This is a genomic window from Acinetobacter sp. ACNIH3 (genome assembly GCF_002918965.1).
Taxonomy (GTDB): domain Bacteria; phylum Pseudomonadota; class Gammaproteobacteria; order Pseudomonadales; family Moraxellaceae; genus Acinetobacter; species Acinetobacter schindleri.
The window spans coordinates 81,108-106,812 of record NZ_PQLP01000006.1 but is presented as its reverse complement, the minus strand read 5'-3'; the positions used below and the strand labels follow the sequence as shown (position 1 = coordinate 106,812).

General features: G+C 43.0%; 22 protein-coding genes. 10 read left to right on the top strand and 12 right to left on the bottom strand.

Annotated features, from left to right (window positions below; all coding sequences use genetic code 11):
* Positions 1-91 precede the first annotated feature (91 nt).
* Both C3420_RS04995 and C3420_RS04990 read right to left on the bottom strand, forming a co-directional pair.
* Positions 92-1,633, bottom strand: coding sequence for a hypothetical protein (locus C3420_RS04995; RefSeq protein WP_103800733.1), 1,542 nt, complete (start codon positions 1,631-1,633; stop codon positions 92-94).
* A 200-nt stretch (positions 1,634-1,833) separates the two neighbouring features.
* Positions 1,834-2,451 carry a rhomboid family intramembrane serine protease gene (locus tag C3420_RS04990; protein ID WP_103800732.1) on the bottom strand — a complete coding sequence of 206 codons (618 nt, stop codon included), beginning with the start codon at positions 2,449-2,451 and terminating at the stop codon, positions 1,834-1,836.
* Between the two features lie 160 nt (positions 2,452-2,611).
* Between C3420_RS04990 and nfuA the strand changes: the two genes are divergently transcribed.
* Together nfuA and C3420_RS04980 are read left to right on the top strand one after the other, a co-directional pair.
* Positions 2,612-3,250 carry a Fe-S biogenesis protein NfuA gene (gene nfuA / locus C3420_RS04985; RefSeq protein ID WP_004810902.1) on the top strand — a complete coding sequence of 213 codons (639 nt, stop codon included), beginning with the start codon at positions 2,612-2,614 and terminating at the stop codon, positions 3,248-3,250.
* Between the two features lie 177 nt (positions 3,251-3,427).
* A complete protein-coding gene (locus C3420_RS04980) occupies positions 3,428-5,491 on the top strand; it encodes a TonB-dependent receptor domain-containing protein (protein ID WP_103800731.1) in 2,064 nt (687 codons plus the stop codon).
* 39 nt (positions 5,492-5,530) lie between these two features.
* On the opposite strand, the gene C3420_RS04975 is transcribed toward C3420_RS04980, so the two are convergent.
* Positions 5,531-6,538: a hypothetical protein gene (locus tag C3420_RS04975; RefSeq protein ID WP_103800730.1), complete on the bottom strand. Its 1,008-nt coding sequence runs from the start codon at positions 6,536-6,538 to the stop codon at positions 5,531-5,533.
* Positions 6,539-6,552: 14 nt separating this feature from the next.
* Complete coding sequence (locus C3420_RS04970; protein ID WP_004810894.1) at positions 6,553-7,590, bottom strand: alpha/beta fold hydrolase; 1,038 nt, start codon at positions 7,588-7,590, stop codon at positions 6,553-6,555.
* Between the two features lie 306 nt (positions 7,591-7,896).
* On the opposite strand from C3420_RS04970, the gene C3420_RS04965 reads away from it, so the two are divergent.
* Positions 7,897-8,511, top strand: a complete 615-nt coding sequence (locus tag C3420_RS04965; protein ID WP_004810892.1) for a carbonic anhydrase — start codon at positions 7,897-7,899, stop codon at positions 8,509-8,511.
* Positions 8,512-8,545: 34 nt separating this feature from the next.
* Here C3420_RS04965 and C3420_RS04960 read toward each other — a convergent pair whose 3' ends face one another.
* Positions 8,546-9,112 carry an arylesterase gene (locus C3420_RS04960; RefSeq protein ID WP_372510645.1) on the bottom strand — a complete coding sequence of 189 codons (567 nt, stop codon included), beginning with the start codon at positions 9,110-9,112 and terminating at the stop codon, positions 8,546-8,548.
* Positions 9,113-9,190: 78 nt separating this feature from the next.
* Between C3420_RS04960 and C3420_RS04955 the strand changes: the two genes are divergently transcribed.
* Both C3420_RS04955 and C3420_RS04950 read left to right on the top strand, forming a co-directional pair.
* Positions 9,191-9,916 (top strand): ABC transporter ATP-binding protein, encoded by a 726-nt coding sequence (locus C3420_RS04955; RefSeq protein ID WP_005221214.1) that lies wholly within the window; start codon positions 9,191-9,193, stop codon positions 9,914-9,916.
* A 1-nt stretch (position 9,917) separates the two neighbouring features.
* A complete protein-coding gene (locus C3420_RS04950; protein ID WP_103800729.1) occupies positions 9,918-12,392 on the top strand; it encodes an ABC transporter permease in 2,475 nt (824 codons plus the stop codon).
* Between the two features lie 18 nt (positions 12,393-12,410).
* On the opposite strand, the gene C3420_RS04945 is transcribed toward C3420_RS04950, so the two are convergent.
* On the bottom strand, positions 12,411-13,229 hold the full coding sequence (locus C3420_RS04945) for a rhomboid family intramembrane serine protease (RefSeq protein ID WP_103800728.1): 819 nt from the start codon (positions 13,227-13,229) through the stop codon (positions 12,411-12,413).
* A 77-nt stretch (positions 13,230-13,306) separates the two neighbouring features.
* On the opposite strand from C3420_RS04945, the gene mtgA reads away from it, so the two are divergent.
* On the top strand, positions 13,307-13,981 hold the full coding sequence (gene mtgA, locus C3420_RS04940) for a monofunctional biosynthetic peptidoglycan transglycosylase (RefSeq protein ID WP_103800727.1): 675 nt from the start codon (positions 13,307-13,309) through the stop codon (positions 13,979-13,981).
* Positions 13,982-14,108: 127 nt separating this feature from the next.
* Positions 14,109-16,190, top strand: coding sequence for a polyphosphate kinase 1 (gene ppk1, locus C3420_RS04935; RefSeq protein ID WP_103800726.1), 2,082 nt, complete (start codon positions 14,109-14,111; stop codon positions 16,188-16,190).
* Between the two features lie 113 nt (positions 16,191-16,303).
* Here ppk1 and oxyR read toward each other — a convergent pair whose 3' ends face one another.
* From oxyR to rubA, 4 genes are all read right to left on the bottom strand, one after another.
* Positions 16,304-17,203, bottom strand: a complete 900-nt coding sequence (oxyR, locus tag C3420_RS04930) for a LysR family transcriptional regulator OxyR (RefSeq protein WP_103800725.1) — start codon at positions 17,201-17,203, stop codon at positions 16,304-16,306.
* Positions 17,204-17,215: 12 nt separating this feature from the next.
* Positions 17,216-18,160 (bottom strand): esterase EstB, encoded by a 945-nt coding sequence (estB, locus tag C3420_RS04925; protein ID WP_004893468.1) that lies wholly within the window; start codon positions 18,158-18,160, stop codon positions 17,216-17,218.
* A 56-nt stretch (positions 18,161-18,216) separates the two neighbouring features.
* Complete coding sequence (locus tag C3420_RS04920) at positions 18,217-19,395, bottom strand: NAD(P)/FAD-dependent oxidoreductase (protein ID WP_103800724.1); 1,179 nt, start codon at positions 19,393-19,395, stop codon at positions 18,217-18,219.
* 78 nt (positions 19,396-19,473) lie between these two features.
* The gene (gene rubA, locus C3420_RS04915) at positions 19,474-19,638 is read right to left on the bottom strand and encodes a rubredoxin RubA (protein WP_004783011.1); all 165 of its coding nucleotides are present in this window, start codon (positions 19,636-19,638) and stop codon (positions 19,474-19,476) included.
* A gap of 497 nt (positions 19,639-20,135) precedes the next feature.
* Here rubA and C3420_RS04910 point away from each other — a divergent pair, with 497 nt between their 5' ends.
* Complete coding sequence (locus tag C3420_RS04910) at positions 20,136-20,678, top strand: adenine phosphoribosyltransferase (RefSeq protein ID WP_103800888.1); 543 nt, start codon at positions 20,136-20,138, stop codon at positions 20,676-20,678.
* A 68-nt stretch (positions 20,679-20,746) separates the two neighbouring features.
* Here the strand turns inward: C3420_RS04910 and C3420_RS04905 are convergent, their stop codons facing one another.
* Positions 20,747-21,253, bottom strand: coding sequence for a YqiA/YcfP family alpha/beta fold hydrolase (locus C3420_RS04905; RefSeq protein WP_004810867.1), 507 nt, complete (start codon positions 21,251-21,253; stop codon positions 20,747-20,749).
* 376 nt (positions 21,254-21,629) lie between these two features.
* On the opposite strand from C3420_RS04905, the gene lysS reads away from it, so the two are divergent.
* A complete protein-coding gene (gene lysS / locus C3420_RS04900) occupies positions 21,630-23,159 on the top strand; it encodes a lysine--tRNA ligase (RefSeq protein ID WP_004810866.1) in 1,530 nt (509 codons plus the stop codon).
* A 394-nt stretch (positions 23,160-23,553) separates the two neighbouring features.
* Here lysS and trpS read toward each other — a convergent pair whose 3' ends face one another.
* Positions 23,554-24,567, bottom strand: a complete 1,014-nt coding sequence (gene trpS / locus C3420_RS04895; RefSeq protein ID WP_071319960.1) for a tryptophan--tRNA ligase — start codon at positions 24,565-24,567, stop codon at positions 23,554-23,556.
* A gap of 189 nt (positions 24,568-24,756) precedes the next feature.
* On the opposite strand from trpS, the gene C3420_RS04890 reads away from it, so the two are divergent.
* On the top strand, positions 24,757-25,683 hold the full coding sequence (locus C3420_RS04890; protein WP_048882292.1) for a DUF808 domain-containing protein: 927 nt from the start codon (positions 24,757-24,759) through the stop codon (positions 25,681-25,683).
* Positions 25,684-25,705: the final 22 nt, after the last annotated feature.

Below are 25,705 nucleotides of genomic sequence, written 5' to 3'. Positions count from 1 at the left end.
GAGGGCTGGGATGAGGGAAAAGTAAAAAAACTTTTTCTCACCAATACCTGTGTAGTGCTTTAAAAACTTGGACAGGAAAGAGCGATTACTATTATTTCTTCAACTTGCCTAACAATCCTTTCGGCAACTTATCCGTCGCAAAACCATACAGCGCCGCAAAAGGCAGTGCAGTACGTGCCAGATAAGCCACTCGCCATAAACCACCATGATTTGCACCAGACATCATCAGCTCAAGTGGATGATTCAGTTTTACATCTGGATTAGCAACAGACTCCGGATTACGCAGATCATGAATCCATAAGGCTGCCATAATCGCATTGGTAGTTTCCGGTGCAAAAGCTTCGACATCAAACAGGCTGGCACCATTAAACGCAGCTTTAAGCAGCGGATTCTTGGTTACAGAATAAGTGGTTGTAGAAGGTGCGATATTAATACTGACACGTTGGCCATTGGCACGTGCCAGTGTCGCACGCCATTGCTGGATGCGTTTTGCCAGCGCATAGTTCGGGCCTTGTTCAACGACCAGACAGTCACATATGCCATAGGATTGATCAGCAACTTTGAATAAATCTTGTGCATTTTTCTTAAAGAAATATTTGCGTGAGATTAGCGAAATACCTTTGGTCAAAGTGCTTTCCAATTTAGACAGTTGCTGGTATTTGCTTTGTGATGCTTGAACCACTTCTTCTGGCACAGCATAGACGTCAGTTGGCGTGCACATATACATCAAACTGGTATTGGCTTTCTGCTCGCTAACGTGTTTCATGATTGCATCCATTGCCATGGAAACACGCACATGTTTTTCACCATCCAGATAGGCGATTGCTGCCAGATCCAGGTTTTGCTCGAACTGAATCAGCCCTTGGGCAATTTCTGGAATTTGCGTCAGCAGGTTGGCACCGAGCTTTTCTTTTAGAATTTCAATTGAAGTATCCGCTGGCAGAGTTTCAGCTGAAGGCGCATATAAAGTAGCATTACCTTCACTTACCGTATCCAGAATCTTGCTCCAGATACGGGTATTTGGCAGGTCAATTGCCACGATATTGGCTTTCCATTTAGATAACCAGGTCAGTGGACCTGCTTCAGAAGCAGCACCGAACAGCACCGTGGTACGATCTGACAGATCAAACCATTCCGGGTGAGCAATACATTCACGCAGGGCATGGGCATGACTTGGCTCGACGATACCACGTTCTTCCCATAGTTGGATCTGGTCCAGTAGGGCTTGTCCCTGCAATTTTTTACCATGATAAGGCACATACCATTCAGGAGCTTTTTCAGACTGACCTTTCAGCTGAAAGGTACTCAGGTTTTGCGCAGGTAAAGACATTACATCTTTAAGTAGATGCTTCTGGCCATCACGGTAATATTCAAAACTGGCATGCGCTGTTTCCAGACCTTGTTGGGCAATATTCAGTGCTGCACTTGGAGAGCGCAGGCCGTCTTCAACTAGATGTTTAAAATGAACCGGATATTGCTTACGCCAGTTTTTTTCCTGTTGAGCTGCGCTGGCATGTACAGGATCAACAGCGTTTAAGGCTTCAGAAATGATAGTGCGGCCAATTTTTGAAGTGCTAGGTTTTTGTTGTGAAGCAGAAATAGGGAATTGAAGACCGTCTGGGGAATTGGACATGCAAAATATCTCGTGATTTACAGCAATTAATATACAGATGTATACATTATCACTGCAAAATCCACTCCAAGGTTGGCAATATATGACATCCTGACTTTTAAAATTATTACGAGATGTTTCGAAATAAAAGGAAGCATATGGCTTCCTTATCATCACTCGTTTAAAAACTAATTCTCAGTACCCTTGATGAATGAAAGAATCTAGAAGGGGAGTTGAGCCAGTTTATTCAGGAAGTGTGCAATAAGTCGAGGTTCCAGGATAATGGTCATAATCACACCATAAGCCGCCCCCCAAAGATGGGCGCTGTGATTGATATTGCTGTTCCCACGTTTGCCAGACCAGACACTATAAGCGACATAAAGTACTGCAAAAATAATGGCTGGCACAGGAATAAAAAACACGAAAATCAGTTTCCATGGCTCAAACAGAATATAGGCAAATAATACTGCTGATACTGCACCCGAGGCACCCAGACTTGCCCAGCGTGGATTATTTTTATTTTGCAGATAACTCGGAATAATGGCTGCAATCAGACCACCCAGATAGAACAGGACAAAGCCCAGATCATAAAGATACTGGCGATAAAAGCTCTCGATAATACTGCCAAAGAAGAACAGCGTAATCATATTGAACAGTAGATGTGTGCCATCTGCATGAATAAAGCCATGCGAAATAAAACGGTCATATTGACCACGTTGAATTGCTGGTGGCCAGAAAATCAAACGGTTCATGACCTGCTCTTTGGAAAAGGCAATAAAAGAGATGATGCAGGTAATCAGAATAAGGGTAACGGTATGATTAAAGGGTAAATGCAGCATAGACGGCAGTTCTAATTCTGAAGTAGTGATCCCTAATCTTGCCATTATTCTGACATTTAAGTAGTACTTTTATAATAAATCCGACAATTTTAGTTGAAATTTTAAATTTACCCCGCATCTTCAGTTAAAATGGCAGCTTCAGCTTGAGGAAATTATTGTTATGTCGACTGAGAACAGCAGCACTGCAGTTACAGAAGAAATTCCAAATCTATTGATTACACCGACTGCACAAGAGTATTTAAAGGATCTACTGGAAAAGCAAAATACACCAGGTATTGGTGTACGCGTTTTCGTGGAAAATCCGGGTACACCGCGCGCTGAATGTTGCATGGCTTATAGTGCACCAGATGAAGTTGTACCGACAGATTACAAACAGGATTATCCAGAATTCCCTGCGTACATCGATACTCCATCTATTCCTTATTTGCTTGATGCAGTAATTGATTACAACAAAGACCGTTTTGGTGGTCAGCTGACTTTCCGCGCACCAAACTCTAAAGTGCCACGTGTAGGTCCTGATGCCTCTGTAGAAGAGCGTATTACTTACGTGCTTCAGTCAGAAATTAATCCAGGTCTGGCAGGTCATGGTGGTAACTGTGCACTGGTTGAAGTGGTTGAAGATCCTGAACACGGTTTGACTGCTGTACTTAAATTTGGCGGCGGTTGTCAGGGCTGTTCAGCAATTGACGTGACTTTGAAACAAGGCGTTGAAACGACTTTGAAACAGCACGTTCCTGAACTTGCACGTGTGGTTGACCAGACTGACCATAGTCAGGCTGAAGGTGCATACTTCAAGTAAGTAGCGAATAAAATTTAGCTTATAAAAAAGGCCTCAAATATTGAGGTCTTTTTTTATTTGTATTTAATAATGATAATAATTATCAATATTAATTGTATTTAGAGTAACATTTGATACAATGCGTCACAATTCCATCAATATTTCTTCATAAATCTACTTTTGGGGCGTAAATAGAGTATGAACACACCGTTTTTGAAATCGACGTTAGCTTTTGCAATCGGCTCGGCAATGGCGGGCAATACATTTGCAGTAGAAGTTGGTGCTCCACAAGTTGAAGCTGCGAAACTGCAAACGATTGTGGTAACTGCAACAGGTTATGAACAAGACCTGGCTAAAGCACCTGCATCCATTACGGTCATTGATCGTGAAGAATTAGAAAAGCGTGAATATAACGACATTACCGATGTATTGCGTAATACGCCAGGGGTCGTAGTTTCAGGTGCAGGTTCTGCACAGACCATCAGTATTCGTGGCATGAGCTCAAATTACACCTTGTTTCTAGTAGATGGTAAGCGTCAATATGGTAAAGATGTGAACCCAAATGGTGATGACGGTGGTTTTGAAAAAAATATCCTGCCACCAATTGCCGCAATTGAACGTATTGAAATTATCCGTGGTCCAGCATCAACTCTTTATGGAACAGACGCCATGGGCGGGGTAGTCAATATCATTACCAAAAAAGTGTCTGATGAATGGTCTGGCAATATTGAGTTAGGGACCATCATTCAGGATAGTAACCGCTCAGGTGATATCAAAAATGGTTCTGTATATCTTACCGGTCCTTTAATTGCAGATAAGCTTGGCTTGCAACTGGCAGTCAATAAGCAGGAACGTAATGAAGATCGTTATGTTGGCGGCTTCCGTGGCACCGAGCGTGAAAGCTTAAACTCGCGTTTGACCTATGCGATTAATGATGATCATGATGTGCAAGTTGAAGCCAATTTTGTACAACAGGAATCTACGACTTCAGTCGGTAAAACGGTAGCACCCGCTCAAGGTGCTGCAGATTCGTTTTCGCGCAATTATCGTAATGTTTATTCAGTAACTCATAATGGCCGTTATAACGATAACTTGGACAGTTCATCATATATTCAATATGAAAATTCAAAAAATCCGGATCGAGGCAATACGGAACTGGGTACCAAAGGAATTACCTTGGATACCTGGACTGCTAACAGTCAATGGAATTTGTTATTGGGTGACCATACTTTATCATTTGGTGGATATTTTAAAGATGAAAAGCTCGAGGATAAAGCCACTAACCGTAATCCGAATTCACCTGAGTTTAGTGAATTGACGCGATGGTCTGCTGCAGCATTCTTGGAAGATACCTGGAGCATGACAGATCGTTTCGATTTAACAGCCGGCCTACGTTATGACCATGATGAAAACTATAGTGGTCATTTATCACCACGTCTGTATGGGGTGTACGCTATAAATGATAATTTTGTTGTAAAAGGCGGTGTAGCTACAGGTTATAAACAACCTGATATTCGTGCAGCCACTGAAGGTTTCTATAGTGTTACCGGTGGTAGCGGTTCACCATTACCAACAGGGCGTGGCATCATTCGTGCGAATCCGGATTTAGAACCTGAATCGAGTCTATCTACTGAACTGGGCTTCAACTGGAAAAATGATTATATCAGTACTTCTATTACCGGCTTTATCACTAAATATGAAGACCGTATTACCGAAGTGCGTGCCTGTGAAACCGATACCGATGGTACAACGACAAACCGAAATAACTGGCAAAACTGGACATGTTTCGAAGGAGACACGCCGTTTTACTTCATCAGTGAGCGTATTAACGTGGATGAAGCAGAAATTCGTGGTGTGGAAGCTACTTTAGAAGCTACTTTAAATGACTATACGACATTAACTGCAAATTATACTTATACAGATTCCGAGTTTAAGTCGGGTGATTTTAAAGGTCAGCCACTGAACCAGATGCCAGAACATATGTTCAATATCGGGGTAGATTATGAATTAAGCGATGCATTAAATGTATGGAGCCGCTTGCACCATCGTTCTGAAACATCTGCTTACCTGAGTCGTACCTCTATAGCCCAGCCGAATCCAGGCTATCAATTTATAGACCTTGGTTTTAACTACAAATTTAGCCCGAGCCTGACAGGTAAATTTGGGGTCTATAATCTGCTGGATGAAAAAGCAGAAGATATTGATGGTGACCAATTATTAGATGGTCGTCGTTACGGTATCAGCTTAAATGCAAAATTCTAAATCTGTGAGTATAAAAAAAGCCGCGTGAAGCGGCTTTTTTTATACTTCAATCTTTAAGATATTCAGTGTACTTTTGGAATAATAAAACTGTTCCAGATATTGGCGTGCACGTTCACGTAAATAGCCTTGTGAAATCATCTGCTGAATAATCGGTGTCAGCAAGGCATTCAGTTCATGTTGAATCAGCGACTCATTGATATTCAGATCACGAAGTAGCAAATCAAAAGTGTGTTCCTGATTACGGACATACCAGGCATGTACGCCATCCTGTATCTGCTGTTGCAGATAATCGGTCTGGCGCATGTGATCCCAGATCTCATGGCCCAAATTCACAGTCTGGGTCAGGTCTTGTACTTCAATATAATTCTTTAATACGGACAGAGGCATGTCTTTGATTTTATGCCAGAGATTTGCTTGAAAATGATAGAGTTTTTCATCATCAAAATGCTGGTTCAGGATATTTTCACTCAACTGGCCAAGCTTCAGAATATTCTTTTGCAAGTATTTGGCAATGGTATTGTCCAGACTGGTATCAGTGACATTTTCCAGTACAGACTTGCCCATTTTCATGAAGCGGGAAACGCCCGGTACACTCTTGGCAATCACCGAGTTGTCCAGATAATCCTGAATTGAATGTTGGATCAATTGGCTGATCATGGCAGAGAAGGCCGGATTACTCACTACTTTCTTGATCAGGCGCTGACGATGACCACTTTTACTTGCGACATACTGAGCAATCTTATCAATGGTCAGTACAGGAATCACATCGGCAATCTTGGTGTTGTCATTTGCAGGATGGACCAAAGCAAAACGGATATGTTCTGCAATTTGTTCAATCAAAAAAGAGCTGGCTGCTGTGCCTAATATTTGTTTTTGCAATAGCAGGTTAATTTGCATTGGACTCCACAGATCTTTCAGGGTCTGTTTGCGGAACCAGAGATAAAAAGTCTGAAACTCATTTTGAATCGTTTCAGATTGAGCAAATGACTGATCTAGAAAGTCAAGCTGAGCTTCGATCAATTGCTCAATCATCGGGTGTTTCTGCATATTGATTCTAAAAGTTAATTTAAAGGGATGAGTTTATCAGCAAGTGGATTTTTTAGGGTCTGTGTCTTTGCAAGAAAAGGTAAATAATACTGTGCAACCTGTCTTTCTGCTTCAAGAATCGGTATATGACCAACATTGTTCAGAATCACTGGTGTTTCGGCACGTTTAAATAGAGAGTGCAGCTCTTTAGCTACTTCAACATTAATAATACGATCCTGCTTACCCCATAAAATCAACGTTGGTGCTTCTACAGTACGGGTCAAACGAGCAAATGTTTCCGGGGTATAAATCCGGCTCAGCATGACAATTTGATCAATAGCTTTGCTGGTCTGCTCGGAACGGGAAATCAGCAGTTTTTCCTGGGCGTGTTTTAACTGATCTGAGAGAGCAGGCGGATGCTGCATCAGTTTATGACTGACATCTTCCAGATCTCCCGGTTTGCTTACAATCAGGTTCTTTAAAGCATATGGATCACGGGTATAGCGCGTATTGGCGTTTTTATAGATTCCGGCACTATTCAGTAAGAACAGGCTTTGCGTATCGAAAGGATATTGAGAAGCATAAACTGTGGCAATCGACCCCCCTAGAGAATGTCCAGCAACATGCAGATTCTCATCGACATCCAAAGCTTCCAGAAAGATACGCAGTTGAGAGGTTACATTCGGTACTGAGAAATCAAAATCTGCGGGTGTACGGGTGTCACCATTATTGGGTAAATCTGGAACGATCACATGATAATAAGGCGTAAGAAACCGTGCGACACGATTCCAGTCGTCTTTGGTGCCCGCCAGACCATGAATCAGTAAAATAGAGGGTTTATTGACATTCCCGCCCTCGTTATAGCTCCAGGAAATATGACCGACTTTCAGCGTTTTGCTTTTCAGACCCGCCTGTAGCCGTTCCTGAACCAGATACTGGCTAAGAATATTATTGCCTGGCTGAGCACGCGTAGGAAAACTGACTTGGGCCTGACTTAGTGTGCTGAAGCTTGGGGCTAATATTAGAGTCATGGCGCAGAGTAATTTTGAGCGCTTTATTAATTTTCTTATCATGGCGTCACATTCCTTGTCTTGCATCCAGTGTACTGTTCAAAACAGTTTTATCCTGAAGCAAATCCACCTTGTTCGGATAAAATCATAGAGTTATTTCTATTGTAAATAATTGTGAAGTAATGTCACCAATAAGTTATCCACATAAGTGAAAAAAATTCAGTTTTCATGTGAACTCTGATTAAAATTGAAATATTAGTGTGATACAGGTCTACTGATAGAAATTTAGACAAGCTGATTTTTTGCAAGTGACATTCATAAATCAGAGGATTAAAATATTGCAACTTAAAACAACGGTGGTAAACACGAATGCTCACAGCTCAGGAAGCTATAGAACGTCTTAAAAAGGGTAACCAACGCTTTGTCAACGGTGAAACGCAGCATTTAAAATTATTATCGCATCAGCAACGTGCTGAAATGGCAGAAAGTCAGGAACCATTTGCTATTGTTTTAGGATGTTCAGATTCACGTGTGCCAGCAGAAATGGTATTTGACCAAGGTCTGGGTGATCTGTTTGTCATTCGCGTAGCAGGGAATATTGTCGCGCCGTCTCAGGTTGGTAGTGTTGAGTTTGCTGCAGAAAGCTTTGGTTGTCCTGTAGTCATTGTTTTGGGTCATACCCATTGTGGCGCAATTCATTCTACGATTGAAGCACTAACCAATCCGGCAACTCCGCCATCTGCAAATCTGATGTCAATTGTTAACCGTGTACGTCCATCAGTTGAAATTCTAATGCAGACTGAACTGAAGGATGACCTGAACAAACTGTCTAAGCATGCAGTACGTTCGAATGTATTTGCTTCTGTGAACCAGTTACGTCATGGTTCAGCAGTACTGGAAAATCTCATTGCACAAGGCAAATTACTGGTGGTGGGTGCTGAATACTCACTGGAAACTGGTGAAGTCACCTTTTTTGATTTCTAATTTGAATTTAAGAATGAATGATATTAAAGGCGCCTTAGAGGGCGCCTTTAATATATGGATAAGCATTGTTTAACAGGATACTTTGTGCCTTGGCATTTGGATGTACCAGATCCTGTTGCATCAAGTTTTTATTTCCTGCTACCCCATTCAAAAAGAATGGTAACAATTTCACTTTATATTGCTGGCTCACCACCTTGTAATTATTTTCAAAAGCTTTTGTATAACTTTGACCATAATTTGGCGGCATTTTCATGCCAAAAAGAATGACTTTTGCTTTGGCTTTCTGACTTTGCTGAACCAGATTTGCCAGATTTTTCTGAATCATCTGTGGCGGCTGACCACGTAGGCCATCATTACCACCCAGTTCAATCACGACAATATGTGGCTTGTGGGTCTGGAGCAGTTTAGGCAGACGTGCCAGTGCACCGCTGGTGGTTTCACCGCTCACACTTGCATTGACCACTTTATGCTGTTTCGGATACTGTTGGTTTAAACGTTTTTGCAACAGATTGACCCAACCCTGTTCAGGTTGAATACCATAACCCGCACTTAAGCTGTCACCCAGAATCATAATGGTCTTTGCTGAAACCAGCACCGGCATCAGGCACAGGCCAAACAGTGCTAAGCTGCGGAATAGATAAGACTTTAGAATTTGAATATTCAGATGCATAGGAAAAGTATGATTCAAGATCGCCAGAAAGCTACCATCATGCCACAGCCAATAATTTCTGCTCAACAATTGACACAAAAGATACAACTATCACAAAAACAGTTGACGATTTTTGAGGACCTCAATCTGGAGATTCTGGCTGGAGAACAGGTAGCGATTACCGGACGATCCGGCTCTGGAAAGTCCACCTTGCTGGGCATACTGGCAACCCTGGATCAGGCCAGTTCAGGTCAGTTACAGGTCTGTGGTGAATCGATTACTGAAATGAATGAAGAACAGCGAGCCAAGGTCAGACTGGAAAATATTGGTTTTGTATTTCAGTCTTTTCAGCTGTTGCCACATCTGACTGCATTAGAAAATGTGATGTTGCCCTTACGTTTACAGCCAAATTTCAATTATGCCGCAGCTGAACAAAAGGCGTTGAATCTGTTGCAAAGAGTAGGGCTGGACCGTCAGGCCCAGCAAACCCCTAAAGTGCTTTCTGGCGGGGAACAGCAACGTGTTGCGATTGCCCGTGCCTTGGTGAGTGAGCCAAAAATCATTTTTGCTGATGAACCGACTGGAAATCTGGATGGGGAGACCGCCAAGGAAATTGAACAGCTGTTATTTCAGTTAAACCATGAATTGGGTACCACTTTAATTCTCGTGACCCATGACCAGAAACTGGCACAACTATGCCAGCGTCATTTTGAGTTAAGCAATGGTCAGTTGACTAAACATGTGAATGGAGGATGATATGAACCTCTTCCGTCCTTTACTGACTCAAAGTTTTAAGACTACGGGCATTTATCTGCTGATTATTGCATTGACCCTGGCAATTAGCGCGACCACAGCGCTTAAGTTCAGTAATGAGCAGATTCAGAATGCCGTGGCATTGCAAGCTGCGGAAATGTTGGCTGGAGATCTGCTACTCAGTAATAACGAGCCAATCGAAGATGCCTGGCGAGAAAAGGCTGATCAGCTGGGTTTGCAGCAATCGGAGGTTACTGTATTTGGCAGTATGGCACATACCAATGACGAATTTGTCATGGTCAATGTCAAAGCGATTGATACTGCTTTTCCTTTACGCGGTGAGCTAAGAGTCAAACCTGAAGCTAAACAATTAAAACCGGGTGAAATCTGGCTCAGTCAGCGTGCCATGGATCTGCTCAAAGTTAAAGTGGGGGATCAGGTCAATATTGCCGATGCCTCATTCAAGATTACTGCCGTGATTGACTATGACTCTAATCAGGAATTAGGCTTCTCAGGTTTCTCACCGACCGTAATTATCTCTCAGGCAGATGTGACACGAACCAATGCGATTCAGGTTGGTAGCCGGATTGATTATCGCCTGCTCATGGCAGGTGATCCGGACAGTATTCAAACCTATCAAAAAGACTTTAAGAAGATTGTTAAACCGGGTGTGGATACAGAAGCTGAGGAACAACAGTTTGAGGAGCAGAATAGTCTGCGTCTAAGAAATGCCAGTGAAAGCAATACCCGTTTGATGAAGCCGATTGCTAATCTGGATACCTTTTTGCAGTTGGCAAATATTTTGACCATCTTGCTTTGTGGTATCGCGATTGCCTTAACCGCACAGCGCTATGTACAGCAGAATCAGGATCATATTGCGTTAATGCGTTGTATCGGCGCGACGAAACAACAAATTTTGGCGGCTTATCTGGCATTACTTGGACTGGTACTGGCAATCGCGATGCTCATAGGCACCATTGTTGGCATCAGTTTAGGTTATGCTTTGCTGCAACTCATGTTACAGCTGATTCCACATCTGCAGCTACAATTCTCGGCGATGGCGATGCTCTCAGGTCCATTACCGATTGCGATGCTGACCAGTGCTGTGGTGTTGCTTGGTTTTGTGCTACCAAGTTTGTGGCAATTACTCAATACTGCACCGATCCGGGTCATCCGTCAGGAAGAAAAATCCGTACATTCCATGTTGTGGATGCTGGTGAGTGGGACACTGAGCCTGATTATTTTCAGTGTGGTGCTCACCGAGAATATTGTATTAACGGCTTGGGTAATTGGTGCCATTATTCTGCTTTGCGCTGTGCTGTATCTCACCGTATGGGGATTGCTGAAAGTCCTGCGTAATACAAAATCCCGGATTTCCGCTTATGTACGGACACCGTATCAGACTGCATTACAGATCACCGCTTTGGCACTGGGCTTGAGTCTGATTACTGTATTAGCCGTATTGCGTACCGATCTGCTGGAACGCTGGCAACAGCAGTTACCAGAAGGTACACCGAACCAGTTTGTCTATGGCTTGCCGCCTTTTGAGATGCCACAGTTGAGGGCCGAGTTAGAGCAAAATGGCTGGAACAGTACGCCGCTATATCCGAATATTCGTGGCCGTCTGATTGCCAAGAATGATCAGCCATTTGCTGCAGACTTAGTCAAGAAGAGTAATACACTACGCCGTGAACTGAACCTGACCCAGACCGATCAGTATCCACAAGATAATGTGATTTTAACTGGCGAAGCGCAATTGAAACAGCCGGGAGAAGTTTCGGTTGAAGCCACGACTGCGGAAGAGCTGGGAATCAGGATTGGAGATAAGCTGACGTTTAGCTTACCTGAGGGACCACTGGAAGCCAAAGTAGTGAATCTACGTAGTGTGGAGTGGGAAAGCTTTAGTCCGAATTTCTTCTTTATCTTTACTCCGAATACCATGGATGCCAATGCCGGTAGTTATCTGGGCAGTTTCTATGTACCGGAACAGGAACGACCAAAACTGGTTCAGTTGATCCAGCAGTTTTCTAATACGGTCTTTATCGATGTCAGCCTGATTCTGAACGAGATCAAGCGTATTGTGAATGTATTGGTGCAGATCGTGACGATCCTGGCCTTACTGGTGAGTGTAGCAGGGATACTGGTTCTGATTGCCTGTCTGAATCTGCTCATGGATGAACGCAAGCGGGAAGTGGCTTTACTTCGCTCATTCGGAAGTTCCAAACAGAAACTGAAAACCATGCTTAGTCTGGAAATTGGTTTTATTGGTCTATGTGCCGGAATTGTATCTTGCCTGTTTGCCGAAGTGATTAGCGCCGTCGCCAGTTACCGCATGGAATTACCGATTCAGCCACACTGGGAAATCTGGCTGATTCTACCGATCTTTATGACTTTACTCTGTGCGCTGATTGGTCGTTATCGACTGAGTTATCTGAGTGATATTCCACCGCTGCAAAGTCTGCGCGAACTGAATCAATAAAAATCGAAGATGCGTCAGTTACAGCTTTAACTGCTGACGCATCATCTCCAGAATTTCCTGCCAGAGCGGCTTAATAGGATCAATCAGGATCAAGTTATATTGATAAAGCCCATAGCAGGCTGCTAAAGCAGCTATGAGTGCGATGAATTGAATAAAACCTGCGCGTTGCAGCCTTTGCCCGGCATACCAGAGTGTAGCCAGCACAGCGCCCATAATCATGCCACCAATATGTGCAGCATTGTTAATGCCAGCAATCATAAAGCCCATGAACAGGTTAATCCCCATCACCATCAGCAGGGTTTTTTTATCTAAAATAAAGCGCTGACGTGGAAGAACTGGCAGAATCGACAAGATTGTCAGTGCACCGCCCAGGCCCATGACAGCACCCGATGCACCAGCACTTACGCTTGGTAAAAGTCCTGGATTGGCGACCCCACCTTCAATTAAGGCATAACTATCCTGAATATTCATATAACCGCTGAACAGACTGCCCATCAGCCCAGCACAAAGATAGAGGCCAACAAAATACCAGCGCCCAAATAGCTGTTCTGCCACGCTTCCAAAAATATAAAGCGCCCACATGTTTAACATTAAGTGAATCAGGCCAAAATGAAAAAACATGCTGCTGAATACGCGAATGGGTTCCGCCAGATAAGTCAAAGGTGCATAATCAGCACCCCAGCGGATGGCATCTTGCGTACTTGGATGGCTGGCATCTGTGCCAGTAAAAATCTGCCAGGCAAACAATCCGACATTGACTGCAATCAATACCGCAGTAAACCACCAGGTGTGGACGTCCAGTTTACGGTGAATGGAAGGAGGTGCGTATTCAGACATGCTATTCTTGCGCTGTATGAGATATTTCAAATAAGCTTAACACGAAAAAATAACATCTTCAGGAGTAACCCACTGACATGAAAGCTTTCCTAATCCGAATATTCTTGCTGCTGTTCAGTGTGGTTTTATGTATTCAGCTCTGGATCTTTGCCAGTCTGGCCTGGTGGCGTTTTAATCCGGTCAATACCACGATGATGATGCGGATCGATTATTGGACTGAACCCTCCAAGCCCATTCAACATCAATGGCGTCCTTATGATGAGATCAGTACCAATCTGAAAAAAGCAGTGGTAACTGCGGAAGATGGAAAATTTGTGCATCATCATGGTTTTGACTGGGATGGGATTCAAACAGCTTTAAGCCGTAATAAAGAGCAGGGTAAAGTTGTTGCGGGGGGATCTACCATTTCCCAGCAGCTGGCAAAAAATCTGTTCCTGTTCAACAAACGTTCTTTCCTGCGTAAAGGTCAGGAAGCGGTTGCCACCTGGATGATGGAACGCATGTGGTCGAAAGAGCGTATTCTTGAAGTGTATTTAAACTCGATTGAGTTTGGTCATCATATTTACGGGGCGGAAGCGGCAGCCAAACATTATTTTGGTAAAACTTCAGAAAGTCTGACCAGAGAAGAGGCAATTTTCCTGGCGGCAATTTTGACCAATCCAAAATATTTTGAAGAAAATCGCAATGCTTCTGCTTTAAAAGCACGTAAACGCATGATTCAACGTTATATGCGCTATGCAGAATTACCCTGACATTAAAAAATCGTTATAAAAAAATTGCCATAAAGCCCGAGAATTCGGGCTTTTTTTATGAAATTGTCATAAATTTGAAGCATACTGATACTAATGACTCAGGCTTTAAAACGATTAAAGGTTCGATATGAATACGGCAGCCAACAGCCCTTCGGTACAAACTGAATATACCTATAATGACCGGTACATTAACCGGGAATTGTCTATTCTGGATTTCCATTTGCGTGTCTTGGAACAAGCTGTCGATCCTTTACATCCACTGCTTGAACGCATGAACTTTCTGCTGATTTTCTCGCGTAATCTGGATGAGTTCTTTGAAATTCGTGTGGCTGGGGTGATGGAACAGCTGGATCTGGGCAATGAAAGTCGTAGTCCGGATGGGCTAACGCCGAAGCAGGTGCTGGATCAAATTTCCAGAACTGCGCATGCTGCCATTGAACGCCAGTACCGCATTCTGAATGAAGAAATTCTGCCTAAACTGCGTGAAGAAGATATCTGTTTCCTGCGCCGCGGTGAACTGACACCAGCACAGTCACAATGGATAAAAAAATATTTTCAGGAGCAGGTGGCACCAGTCTTAACCCCGATCAGCCTGGATCCAGCCCATCCATTTCCACGTTTAGTGAATAAGTCGCTAAACTTTATTGTGACGCTGGAAGGGAAGGATGCTTTTGGGCGTCAGATCGATCTGGCTGTTGTTCCTGCACCACGTTCACTACCACGTGTGGTGCGTTTACCGGATGAATTAACAGGTGGCAAGGAACATCATGTGATGCTTTCCGCAATTATACATGAACATGTTTCTGACCTGTTCCCGGGTATGACTGCAACAGGTTGCTATCAGTTCCGTGTAACCCGTAATGCTGATCTGGCTTTAAACGAAGATGTCGAAGATCTGGCGATTGCCTTAAAAGGCGAATTGAACTCGCGTCGTTTTGGGCGTGCAGTACGTCTGGAAGTTACAGAAAACTGTCCAAAGCATATTTATGAATACCTGCTGGATGAATTTGATCTAGAAGAAGAGCATCTGTACAAGGTTGCCGGACCGGTCAATCTGGCACGTCTATTATCGAATTTTAAACGTCCACATTTACGTTATGATTCACATACGCCAATCGTACCGAAAGTACTAAAGAAATCAGAAAATATCTTTAGCGCGATGCAGAAACAGGACATCCTGCTACATCATCCCTTTGAATCATTCTCGCCCGTAATTTCATTATTGCGTGAGGCTGCGCGTGATCCACAAGTCTTGGCGATCAAGCAGACCTTATACCGTAGTGGAGCAGACTCGGAAATTGTTCAGGTACTGGCTGAAGCAGCACGGAATGGCAAGGAAGTGACTGCGGTCATCGAATTGCGTGCGCGTTTTGATGAAGAGTCCAATATCGCCGTAGCCAATGTCCTGCAAGAAGCGGGGGCCGTAGTTGTCTATGGCATTGTTGGCTATAAGACTCATGCCAAGATGATTCTGGTGGTACGCCGTGAAAATAACAAGCTGGTGCGCTATGTACACTTGGGTACCGGGAACTATCACGCGGGTAATGCGCGCATCTATACCGATTATGGACTGTTAACCACAGACAAAGAACTGTGTGAAGATGTACACCGTATCTTCCAGGAACTCACCGGTATGGGAAAAATGGCCAAGCTGAAAAAGCTGTTACATGCTCCATTTACACTACATACCCAGCTGGTGAATTACATCGACAATGAAATTGCCAATGCCAAAGAAGGCAAAAAGGCTCAGATTATTGTCAAAGTGAATGCGCTGACAGAACTACAGCTCATTAATAAATTGTATGAAGCATCGCAAGCAGGCGTGCAGATTGACCTGATTATCCGTTCGATCTGCTGTTTACGTCCTGGTTTGCCGGGCTTGTCGGAAAATATTCGCGTTCGTTCCATCGTCGGACGTTTCCTGGAACATACTCGCGTGTATTACTTTAGCAATAATGGCAATTCCCGTATCTATTGCTCAAGCGCAGACTGGATGGACCGTAACCTGTTTAATCGTGTTGAAGCCTGTTTCCCGATTGAAGATGAAACATTGAAAAAACGCATCTATCAGCAAGGCTTATTGAACTATCTCAAAGATAATCAACAATCCTGGTTACTGCAAAGTGATGGTACCTGGATCCGTGCACAACCTGCGCAAGGTGAACAGCCGCATAATGCACAGCGCGTGTTACTGGAAACCTTTAAATAAGACATAATCTTTTAAAAAGAGACTGAATTTTCAGTCTTTTTTATATAAATATGCTGTCTCTAAAAACAAAAAAAGGAGCCAGTGTGGGCTCCTTTTTTACGCTAGCAGTATCATTATTGCTGCGCGATCTTTTGCAGAATGGGTAGCAGTACATCAAATTCGCTTTGTAGCGGTGTACTCTTGCGTGTCACCAATGCCAAGGTGCGGCTTGGTGCAGCAGCAATCTTTTTCACCTGAAGTTCAGGATTGGCTTTAATCATGTTGGTATGAAGTGCAATTTCAGGCAACAGGGTAAAACCAAGATTGGAAGACACCATCTCGATCAGCGTTGGCAATGAGCTTGCTTTCAGGCGATGATCATTCTTACGCTCACCAATTGGACAAGCACTTAAAGCATGATCACGTAGACAGTGGCCTTCTTCAAGTAACATCAAACGAGAAAGATCCAGATCTTCTAAGGAAGTTGCCTGAGCTGCATTCTGATCTGACTTGTGATGAACCACATGCAGATCTTCTTTCACAATTTCAGCAACTTTCAGGCTGCGTGTATCAAAAGGCAGGGCCAGTACAACCATATCCAGGTTGCCATGTTCCAGCTTTTCAACAATTTTTTCACTTTGTGCTTCGTGCAGATGCAGCTGAATTTTCGGCAACTGTTTATGCACTTCATCAAGAAGTTGCGACAGAATGAATGGCGCAATGGTCGGAATCACACCTAAATGCAGATCACCTGTTAAAGGTTCACTCATCTCACGACTTAAACGCATTAAGTCCTGAGCATCAGCCAGTAGAACACGAGCGCGTGCAACCACTTGCTCTCCGAGTGGAGTCAAGCGTACATTCTGGCGATCACGTTCAACAAGAACGCCACCGAGTAAACGCTCCAACTCCATGATCCCGCCCGATAGGGTGGACTGGGTCACAAATGAACGGCGAGCAGCTTCTGTAAAATGCAGCGTCTCAGACAGTGTTACGAGATATGACAGCTGTCTTAGGGATGGTAATGCAGCCATAGTGTCCTAATTTTATGATTTAAAATGATCAGCAAATAATTCGCTAAGATATGGAATAAAATGCGGTGGGATATCATGCCCCATTCCATCAATTAATTCAAATTTAGCACCAGATATTGCTTTCGCAACAGCCTTACCATGGCTGGGTGGTAGCAAGCGATCTTGAGAACCATGAACTACAAGTGTCTCTTGTCGGATTTGCTTATCCAGTTGCAGCAACGAGCCCGTACATAATATTGCTAAAAACTGTTGAAGTACACCCGCTGGGTAATAACTTCGATTATATAATTTACGGGCGGTCTGCATTGCCTCAAGCTGATTGATATAACCAGGCGAGCCAATGATGTTAAACAGTTTCAAACTATGGTCAATTATACCATTTTCATCCTGCGAAGCGGGTTTGCCAATCAGACTAAAGAGCTGTTTTGGAAATGGTGGAGGTAACAGACGCTGATTGTTACTGGTAAATAACAGGGCCAGCTTTTTAACCTTTTCAGGATAACGTGCTGCCAGAATCTGGGCAATCATACCACCCATCGAAGCACCGAGCACATACACCTCGTCCAGTTCCATTTTATCAATCAGTAGACTGACGTCATCTGCCATGTCATACAGGGTATAAGGTGCTCCTTGGTTACCCAGGCCTAGCATGAAGCGACCCATTAGTTTAATGGTATTTAATCGTGGACCTTTATGATGGACTTTAGAAGATAGGCCAATATCGCGGTTATCAAAACGGATGACCCGGAAACCTTGGTCGATAAAAGATTTACAGAAAAAGTCCGGCCAATACAGCATCTGTGCACCCAGGCCCATAATCAGCAACAAGGTCGGGTGATTCTCCTGACCACCTACCTCTACATGCAATTCAATACCATTGCCAAGGTCAACCTTGGTTTCATGCATGAAAGCAGTATATGGTGATGGTAATAGACTCGATTGCACATGACTATTCATGTTAAGTTCCCTATAAAAGGACATTCTGTACAAAGAATGTCCTTTGTATTTAAACCTTAAACTGATACAGGAATCAAGTCAGGAACCTGCTTAGTCAATGTAAGACGCTGTTTCGCTGCGGTAGCGCCTAATAGTACAAAGCCGCGCAGGGTTCCTTCAGTATCTGTGGCTTTGGCAATCATGCCATCCTCAAACTCTTCAGTGTCCCAGCTTACATCAACATTGGCGGGTGCAGGCAGTACAGTCAGGGGGGCAGCAGGTGTTTTTACTGCAACAGGCATTGCTGGATAATGCACTGCTGTCGTTTCACCATTCAAGGTTTTAGCCAGCGCACGCGCCTGCTGCATGATTGGCATCACATAAGGCAATAAAGTACCATTCACTTCAGCACAGTCACCGACAGCGAAAATATCAGCTAAATTCGTTTCGAGCTGGCTATTGGTCAAGATACCGCGACCGATTTGTACACCAGACTCTTTGGCTACTGATGCATTTGGTTGCAAGCCCACCGCCGACAGAACCACATCTGCAACGACTGATTGACCATTGGCTAATGTCACCAGGTAGTCACCATTTTCAACTTTAGAGACTTTCTCTACAGTCGTGCCTAATACAAAGTTAATACCAGTTTCTTCCAGGTTTTGCTGGAAAACATCTGCAACATGTGAAGGCAATAAACGGGCTAGAGGCTGAGGTGCCAAGTCAATTACAGTCACTTGATGGTCCGTGTGCTGAAGGTCATTGGCAAATTCACAGCCAATCAAACCAGCACCCAAAATCACTACGCGCTTATCTTCACGTTTTTCCAGGCTGGTACGGAAAGCTTTATAATCAGTCAGGTTGTTGACCACGTGAATATCGTCACTGCCATCACCAGCAATTGCCAGACGAATTGGCTGTGCACCCACGGCAAGAACCAGTTTTGAATATGCCTGTTTTTGCTCAGACTGATCTTTTACAACAGTCAGTTCATGTGCAGTAGCATCAATGGCTTTAACCCAGGTATGCGTTTCAATACGCATATTTAACTGAGCTGCCATTTTGGCAGCATCGCCCAAGGCAATATTTTCGGGTGCTTTTTTGCCCACTAAAGCATTGGAAAGTGTCGGTTTGGCGTAGTTGGTTGCATCATCGGCACAAATCATGACGAGTTCATGGTCTGGATTCAGCTTGCGGAATTCGCGTGCAACAGCATAGCCTGCCATACCTGAACCAATGATGACGATAGGATGCATATTTAACTCCATGCTTTTTTATAGATAGTAGAAAGGCATAAAAAAAGACCACTCAATATGGCCTTTGTTTGGGCGAAATCAGATTTCGATCATTTCAAAATCGACTTTAGAAACGCCACAGTCTGGGCAGGTCCAGTCATCTGGAATATCTTCCCATTTAGTACCAGGGACGATCCCGTCCTGAGGCCAACCTTCCGCTTCGTCGTAAATCCATCCACAAACGATGCATTGATATTTTTTCATGTAACTCTCCAAAACCAGCGAATATGGAAGCTGGCTCAAAAATCCTAAACAGGCAAGACTCTAATAATATGGCATTTAATAGCGGACATATTTGGCTAAATTTTTACGCAGTTCTGTTTAGAAAGTAAAGTAGATAACAGTTTAAACAGCAAAATTAAAAGCAGAATAGTTATCCGGGCCAGTAAAAGTCCTTTACTCAAGCTTTTTATTCTCTTAGAAATGCCGGAATATAATTTTATTTATGCAAATAAATAAAAGCTTATTGTTTCTCACACTGAGAGAAATAAAACAATATTTTACCGTCGGGTAATGATTCATGGATTTAAAACAATCATTAAAGTTTTTATGAAAAAAGTGCTCTTATAAATTAATGAAATATAAGTAAATAATTGCATGTCAATAGGGGTGCTGCTGCAATAATACTCGATTTTCCCTATCCTTTAGTCGTAATTCAGTTTAAAATTTGCCGGTTCCTTTTTCTTATCTAACGATCTCCCATGAGCAATATGTCTACTTCATTGTGGTCTCACATTCGTACTGTCCAGAATTTTCCAAAGCCGGGTATTAGTTTCTTTGACTTAACACCGCTTTTCATGAATAACATCGGTTCATTAACTGATGCTTTGATTGCAAGCATTCCTGCTGAAAAACTGGCAGAAGTAGATAGCTTTATTGCTGTTGAAGCACGTGGCTTTGTATTGGCAAGCTTGTTGGCACAACGTACCGGCAAGGGCCTGTTGTTGGTTCGCAAGGCAGGTAAATTACCACCTCCAGTGGTTGGTGTGGGTTATAGCCTGGAATACGGTCTGGACCGTCTGGAAATGTCTGCTGAGGTTCAATCACAAAAAGTGATTATTGTAGATGACGTATTGGCTACTGGCGGTACATTGAAAGCTGTCAATGAACTGGCTGAAAAATGTAATCATAAAGTACTCGGCGCGAGCATTTTTCTTGATCTACCTGATTTACATAGTGATCTTGGGCTGAATATCTGGTCTGTATTGGATGACAAATCTAAGCCTCAAGCTAATGCCGCTTAAGCGCAAAAGATGAATAAAAAGCCCTGCAATATGCAGGGCTTTTTTTATGGCTTCTTTAAATGTAATACTTAACTTTTTTGCAGATTCTGTTGGATTTGCAGGATCAGGGGATTGATCCGTTCCGGTGTTTCAAGGCGATGATGTCCACCGGGAACCGCTTCTACCTGCATATAATCTTCTAGTTGGGACTGTACTGCATGCATATCCAGTATTTCATCGCCTAACTCAATATAGGCAAGCTGAGGAATATCATGTTGTAGGTCATTATCACAAATTGCAGGATAATCATCGCGGAAATAGGGGGCTAGGCTTGGATTGGCAATTACACAAGGAATCTGGTGTTGCTGTGACATTTTCAGTGCCCAGTAACCCCCCAGACTGTGCCCAACCAGAATATCGGGATGAATTTTTTCAATCATCTCGTTATAAAACTCTGCCACAGTCGCATAATTGAGGTTGCGGTAATCCACATCAATGCAATATTTATGATCGGCATCGATGGCATGGAATTTCGTAGATTCTCGTGAAGAATCAAGTCCATGAAAAAACAGGATTTTAGAGGTGCATTGGCTCATTATGGTGGTTCGTATCAATTCGTTTTATGGTCCGGCAATCATTTGCGTCAGAGAGCATTGTAGAACTTCTATACAGGGAATGAAGTTAGCATTTGGTCTAAAGACTTTAGTCCAAGCCGACCTTAGTCAAAAAGACTGAAAGGTTCTGTAAAGAATTTGATATTAAAACGTTATTTTTTGATTAATTGGTCAATTAAAACTGTGCATTCCTCGGCTTGGTTAGGGTGAAAGGCCCTGCCCAAAAGAGGAATTTGAGCCTTCCCCAGATATTTGAAAAGAAAAGCCAATTGAGATGCTGCTGGACGCTACGATTTAACTGCAAAATCTGCTATTGTATGCACCTTCTATTTTTTAACTAATCTTATTCGAGGCAGAGATGACGCAAACTAACGCTCAATCGACTTCTGAACAAATCATTTCCGAAAACGATTTAATTGCACAGCGTCATGCCAAGTTAAAGCAAATCGAAGATCAAGCCAAGGAAACCGGCAAGAGCCCATGGCCAAATACTTTCAAGCGTGAGCACTACGCGCAAGATCTTCAAGACCAGTTCGCTGACCAGTCAAAAGAAGAAATTGAAGCAGGCGAAAAGGTGTATGTAAAAGTTGCGGGTCGTGTGATGTTGAACCGTGGTTCATTCATCGTGATTCAGGACATGACTGGCCGTATTCAGCTGTATGTTCCTCGTAAAGAATTAGATGCTGAAGTACTTGCTACAATTAAAGGTCTAGACCTTGGTGATATCATTGCCGTTGAAGGTTATATCGGTCGTTCGGGTAAAGGCGACCTGTATGTACATATCGAACAATTCGAATTATTAACAAAATCACTTCGTCCACTTCCAGACAAATTCCACGGCTTAACAGATACAGAAGTGAAGTATCGTAAGCGTTATCTGGATCTGATCGTGAACGAAGAAACACGTAAGACTTTTGAAATCCGCGCTAAAGTTGTCGCTGGTATCCGTAACTTCCTAACTGAAAAACGTTACATGGAAGTGGAAACGCCAATGATGCACGTGATTCCTGGTGGTGCTTCTGCGCGTCCATTTGAAACGCATCACAATGCGTTGGACATGCCACTGTTTTTGCGTATTGCACCTGAGCTTTATTTGAAACGTCTGGTTGTCGGTGGTTTTGAGCGTGTGTTTGAAATTAACCGTAACTTCCGAAATGAAGGTGTTTCAACTCGTCATAACCCGGAATTCACCATGATCGAGTTCTACCAGGCTTATGCAGACTATAAAGACCTGATGGAACTGACTGAGCAAATGCTGGAAAAACTGGCATTGGATATTTTGGGTACAACTGATGTGCCTTATGGCGAAGAAGTATTTAGCTTCAAAGGTCCATTCAAGAAAATCTCAATGTTTGATGCAATTCTTGAGCACAACCCACAGTTCACGCCTGAAAATGTAGGCGACCGTGACTTTCTGGCAAAATACGTTCAGGAAGAGCTGAAAGAACAGGTGAAACCAGGTTTTGGTTTGGGCAAACTGCAAACTATCGTGTTTGAAGAAACGGTAGAAACCAAACTGCGTCAGCCAACATTCATTACTGAATATCCAGCAGAAACTTCTCCACTGGCGCGTCGTAATGATGACAATCCACACATCACTGACCGATTCGAATTCTTTATTGGTGGTCGTGAGCTGGCAAATGGTTTCTCGGAGTTGAATGACCCGATTGACCAGGCTGAGCGTTTCCAGGCGCAGGTTGCCGAGAAAGATGCAGGGGATGATGAAGCAATGCACTTCGATGCAGATTTTATTGAAGCATTAGAATATGGCTTACCTCCAACAGCGGGCGAAGGTATCGGTATTGACCGTCTGGTGATGATCTTTGCCAATGCGCCAAGTATCCGTGATGTGATCCTGTTCCCGCACATGCGTCATAAACACGCTTAAGGATAAAAACAAAAAAAACCCGCACATGTTGCGGGTTTTTTTATTAGCTTTTTTTGCTACATAAGCTAGACATTGTAAAAGAGCAGCGTGAGCTAAAATGATTTTTATAAAAGTTTAAAACAAAAAAAACGCAATGATTGGGGTTGTCATTGCGTAGAAAAAGGAAAAACTTGTTGCAAATGAAACTGTGGAGAATGTTTCTTGCTATTTCCTAAATATGTTTTCATATTAAAACTGGCTTGTTATTTTTACATTGGTAAACGTGTAAAAAGCTGTTAACTAAAGTAAGTTTTTCTACCTTTGTGTGACAGAAAAAAGCAACTATGAATCAAATGTGTAGGAATTCAATAAAAAAGCCCTTCATGTGAAGGGCTTTTCAAACTTTATCCAAGCATTAGAAGTGGAACACGCCAAGGGCAGTTTTAACTTCATCCAAAGTCGCTTGAGTAATATCACGGCATTTGTCTGTACCAGTCTTGAGTACATCCATAATGTAGTCAGGATCTTTAGAAAGTTCCATACGACGTTCACGAATTGGACCGATTAATTCTTTCAGAATACCTTCAAGACGTTTTTTCACTGTACCATCACCCAAACCACCACGGCGGTAATGGGCTTTTAGTTCTTCCAGTTCTTCTTTGTTGGTATCGAACGCATCCAGGTAAGTAAATACCACGTTACCTTCAACCTGACCTGGATCTTCAATACGCAGGTGGTTCGGATCCGTATACATTGCGTTAACGGCTTTTTTGATATCTTTGTCTGATGCATCTAGCACAATGGTATTGCCCAGAGATTTAGACATTTTCGCTTTACCATCAAAGCCTGGCAAACGGCCAACGTTAGATAGCAGGGCTTTACATTCTGGAAGTAGCTCACGACCTACCTGACGGTTCAGACGACGCACGATTTCGTTAGTCTGTTCAATCATTGGGATCTGGTCTTCACCCACTGGAACCACAGTCGCTTTGAATGCAGTAATGTCCGCGGCCTGCGCCACTGGATAGCACAAGAAGCCTGCCGGAATATCACGCTCAAAACCACGCATCTGAATTTCAGACTTAATCGTTGGGTTACGCTCGAGACGTGAAACAGTCACGAAGTTGAGATAAAGCATGGTCAATTCATTGAGGGCAGGAAGGCAAGACTGAACACAGATTGTGGTTTTGGTCGGATCAATGCCTACCGCAAGATAATCTGTTGCAACTTCAATGATGTTACGACGTACTTTTTCGAAGTTATCTGCATTGTCTGTCAAGGCCTGTGCATCTGCCAGCAGAAGATGCTGATGGTGAGAATCCTGTAAACCCACGCGAGAGCGTAATGAACCAACAAAGTGACCGAGGTGAAGTTGTCCGGTAGGACGGTCGCCAGTCAAGATCACTGGACGATTATCTTGATTACTCATTATTTATTCCAAAACAGTAGTCGTACTACATTCAAATTTTTAGGATCGCAACATTGTACGGCATTCTGTTTTTGAATGTCAGTCACAATGAATCACAGTAATAAAAAATCTCTGAAATTAAAGAAGTAAATACAATCTTTCTGCTGCTTTTTGATTAGAATATTTTTACATTTATAAGGAATAACAAGAATGGCGAGTAGCTTATTAATATTATTGGATGATATAGCCACAGTTCTAGATGATGTTGCAGTCATGAGTAAAATGGCAGCAAAAAAAACGGCCGGGGTCTTGGGAGATGATCTGGCGCTCAATGCTCAACAGGTAAGCGGTGTACGTGCCGAACGTGAACTTCCGGTGGTATGGAGCGTCGCCAAAGGTTCTTTTGTCAATAAACTCATTCTTGTTCCTTTGGCTCTGCTGATCAGTGTGGTTGCACCATGGTTAATTAATCCTTTATTGATGATTGGCGGCTTGTTCCTGTGTTATGAAGGCGTAGAAAAAGTCCTGCATAGCTTAAAGCATAAGAAAGCCAAAACTGAAGAAGATGCTGAGGCTGAATTCACTACGATCGAAACTGACTTAGCCACATTTGAAAAAGAGAAAATTAAGGGTGCGATCCGAACTGACTTTATTTTGTCTGCGGAAATTGTAGTGATTTCTTTGGGCACCGTGGCAGCCGCAGCTTTTACCACCAAGGTCATCGTACTAGCAGGGATCGCCATATTAATGACAGTCGGGGTGTACGGCTTCGTTGCCATGATTGTTAAAATTGATGATTTAGGTTTGCACTTGAGCAAGCAGGCATCGAGTTTCAAGCAAAGTGTAGGACGAGGCTTGTTAGCTTTTGCACCCAAACTGATGAAAACTTTAACTATTGTGGGAACAATTGCCATGTTCCTGGTCGGTGGCGGGATTATTGCTCACGCGATTCCATGGTTTCATCATTTCACTGAAGATTCAGTCGAGTATGTAGAGCATATTCCTACAATGGGCAGTATTATAGGTGCTCTTACACCAACACTCATTAATTTAGTCATTGGTTTTATCGCAGGATTATTGGTATTCATTGTGATTGGCTTTATTCAAAAGATCAGAGCAAAATCAAAGCAGGCATAATTTTGGTTGGCTAGAAGTAAGT

Excerpts from the sequence above, each read along its gene's own strand:
- C3420_RS04995 (WP_103800733.1), bottom strand. The coding sequence starts at position 1,633 with ATGTCCAATTCCCCAGACGGTCTTCAATTCCCTATTTCTGCTTCACAA.
- C3420_RS04990 (WP_103800732.1), bottom strand. The coding sequence starts at position 2,451 with ATGCTGCATTTACCCTTTAATCATACCGTTACCCTTATTCTGATTACC.
- nfuA (WP_004810902.1), top strand. The coding sequence starts at position 2,612 with ATGTCGACTGAGAACAGCAGCACTGCAGTTACAGAAGAAATTCCAAAT.
- C3420_RS04980 (WP_103800731.1), top strand. The coding sequence starts at position 3,428 with ATGAACACACCGTTTTTGAAATCGACGTTAGCTTTTGCAATCGGCTCG.
- C3420_RS04975 (WP_103800730.1), bottom strand. The coding sequence starts at position 6,538 with ATGCAGAAACACCCGATGATTGAGCAATTGATCGAAGCTCAGCTTGAC.
- C3420_RS04970 (WP_004810894.1), bottom strand. The coding sequence starts at position 7,590 with ATGATAAGAAAATTAATAAAGCGCTCAAAATTACTCTGCGCCATGACT.
- C3420_RS04965 (WP_004810892.1), top strand. The coding sequence starts at position 7,897 with ATGCTCACAGCTCAGGAAGCTATAGAACGTCTTAAAAAGGGTAACCAA.
- C3420_RS04960 (WP_372510645.1), bottom strand. The coding sequence starts at position 9,112 with ATGCCGGTGCTGGTTTCAGCAAAGACCATTATGATTCTGGGTGACAGC.
- C3420_RS04955 (WP_005221214.1), top strand. The coding sequence starts at position 9,191 with ATGATTCAAGATCGCCAGAAAGCTACCATCATGCCACAGCCAATAATT.
- C3420_RS04950 (WP_103800729.1), top strand. The coding sequence starts at position 9,918 with ATGAACCTCTTCCGTCCTTTACTGACTCAAAGTTTTAAGACTACGGGC.
- C3420_RS04945 (WP_103800728.1), bottom strand. The coding sequence starts at position 13,229 with ATGTCTGAATACGCACCTCCTTCCATTCACCGTAAACTGGACGTCCAC.
- mtgA (WP_103800727.1), top strand. The coding sequence starts at position 13,307 with ATGAAAGCTTTCCTAATCCGAATATTCTTGCTGCTGTTCAGTGTGGTT.
- ppk1 (WP_103800726.1), top strand. The coding sequence starts at position 14,109 with ATGAATACGGCAGCCAACAGCCCTTCGGTACAAACTGAATATACCTAT.
- oxyR (WP_103800725.1), bottom strand. The coding sequence starts at position 17,203 with ATGGCTGCATTACCATCCCTAAGACAGCTGTCATATCTCGTAACACTG.
- estB (WP_004893468.1), bottom strand. The coding sequence starts at position 18,160 with ATGAATAGTCATGTGCAATCGAGTCTATTACCATCACCATATACTGCT.
- C3420_RS04920 (WP_103800724.1), bottom strand. The coding sequence starts at position 19,395 with ATGCATCCTATCGTCATCATTGGTTCAGGTATGGCAGGCTATGCTGTT.
- rubA (WP_004783011.1), bottom strand. The coding sequence starts at position 19,638 with ATGAAAAAATATCAATGCATCGTTTGTGGATGGATTTACGACGAAGCG.
- C3420_RS04910 (WP_103800888.1), top strand. The coding sequence starts at position 20,136 with ATGAGCAATATGTCTACTTCATTGTGGTCTCACATTCGTACTGTCCAG.
- C3420_RS04905 (WP_004810867.1), bottom strand. The coding sequence starts at position 21,253 with ATGAGCCAATGCACCTCTAAAATCCTGTTTTTTCATGGACTTGATTCT.
- lysS (WP_004810866.1), top strand. The coding sequence starts at position 21,630 with ATGACGCAAACTAACGCTCAATCGACTTCTGAACAAATCATTTCCGAA.
- trpS (WP_071319960.1), bottom strand. The coding sequence starts at position 24,567 with ATGAGTAATCAAGATAATCGTCCAGTGATCTTGACTGGCGACCGTCCT.
- C3420_RS04890 (WP_048882292.1), top strand. The coding sequence starts at position 24,757 with ATGGCGAGTAGCTTATTAATATTATTGGATGATATAGCCACAGTTCTA.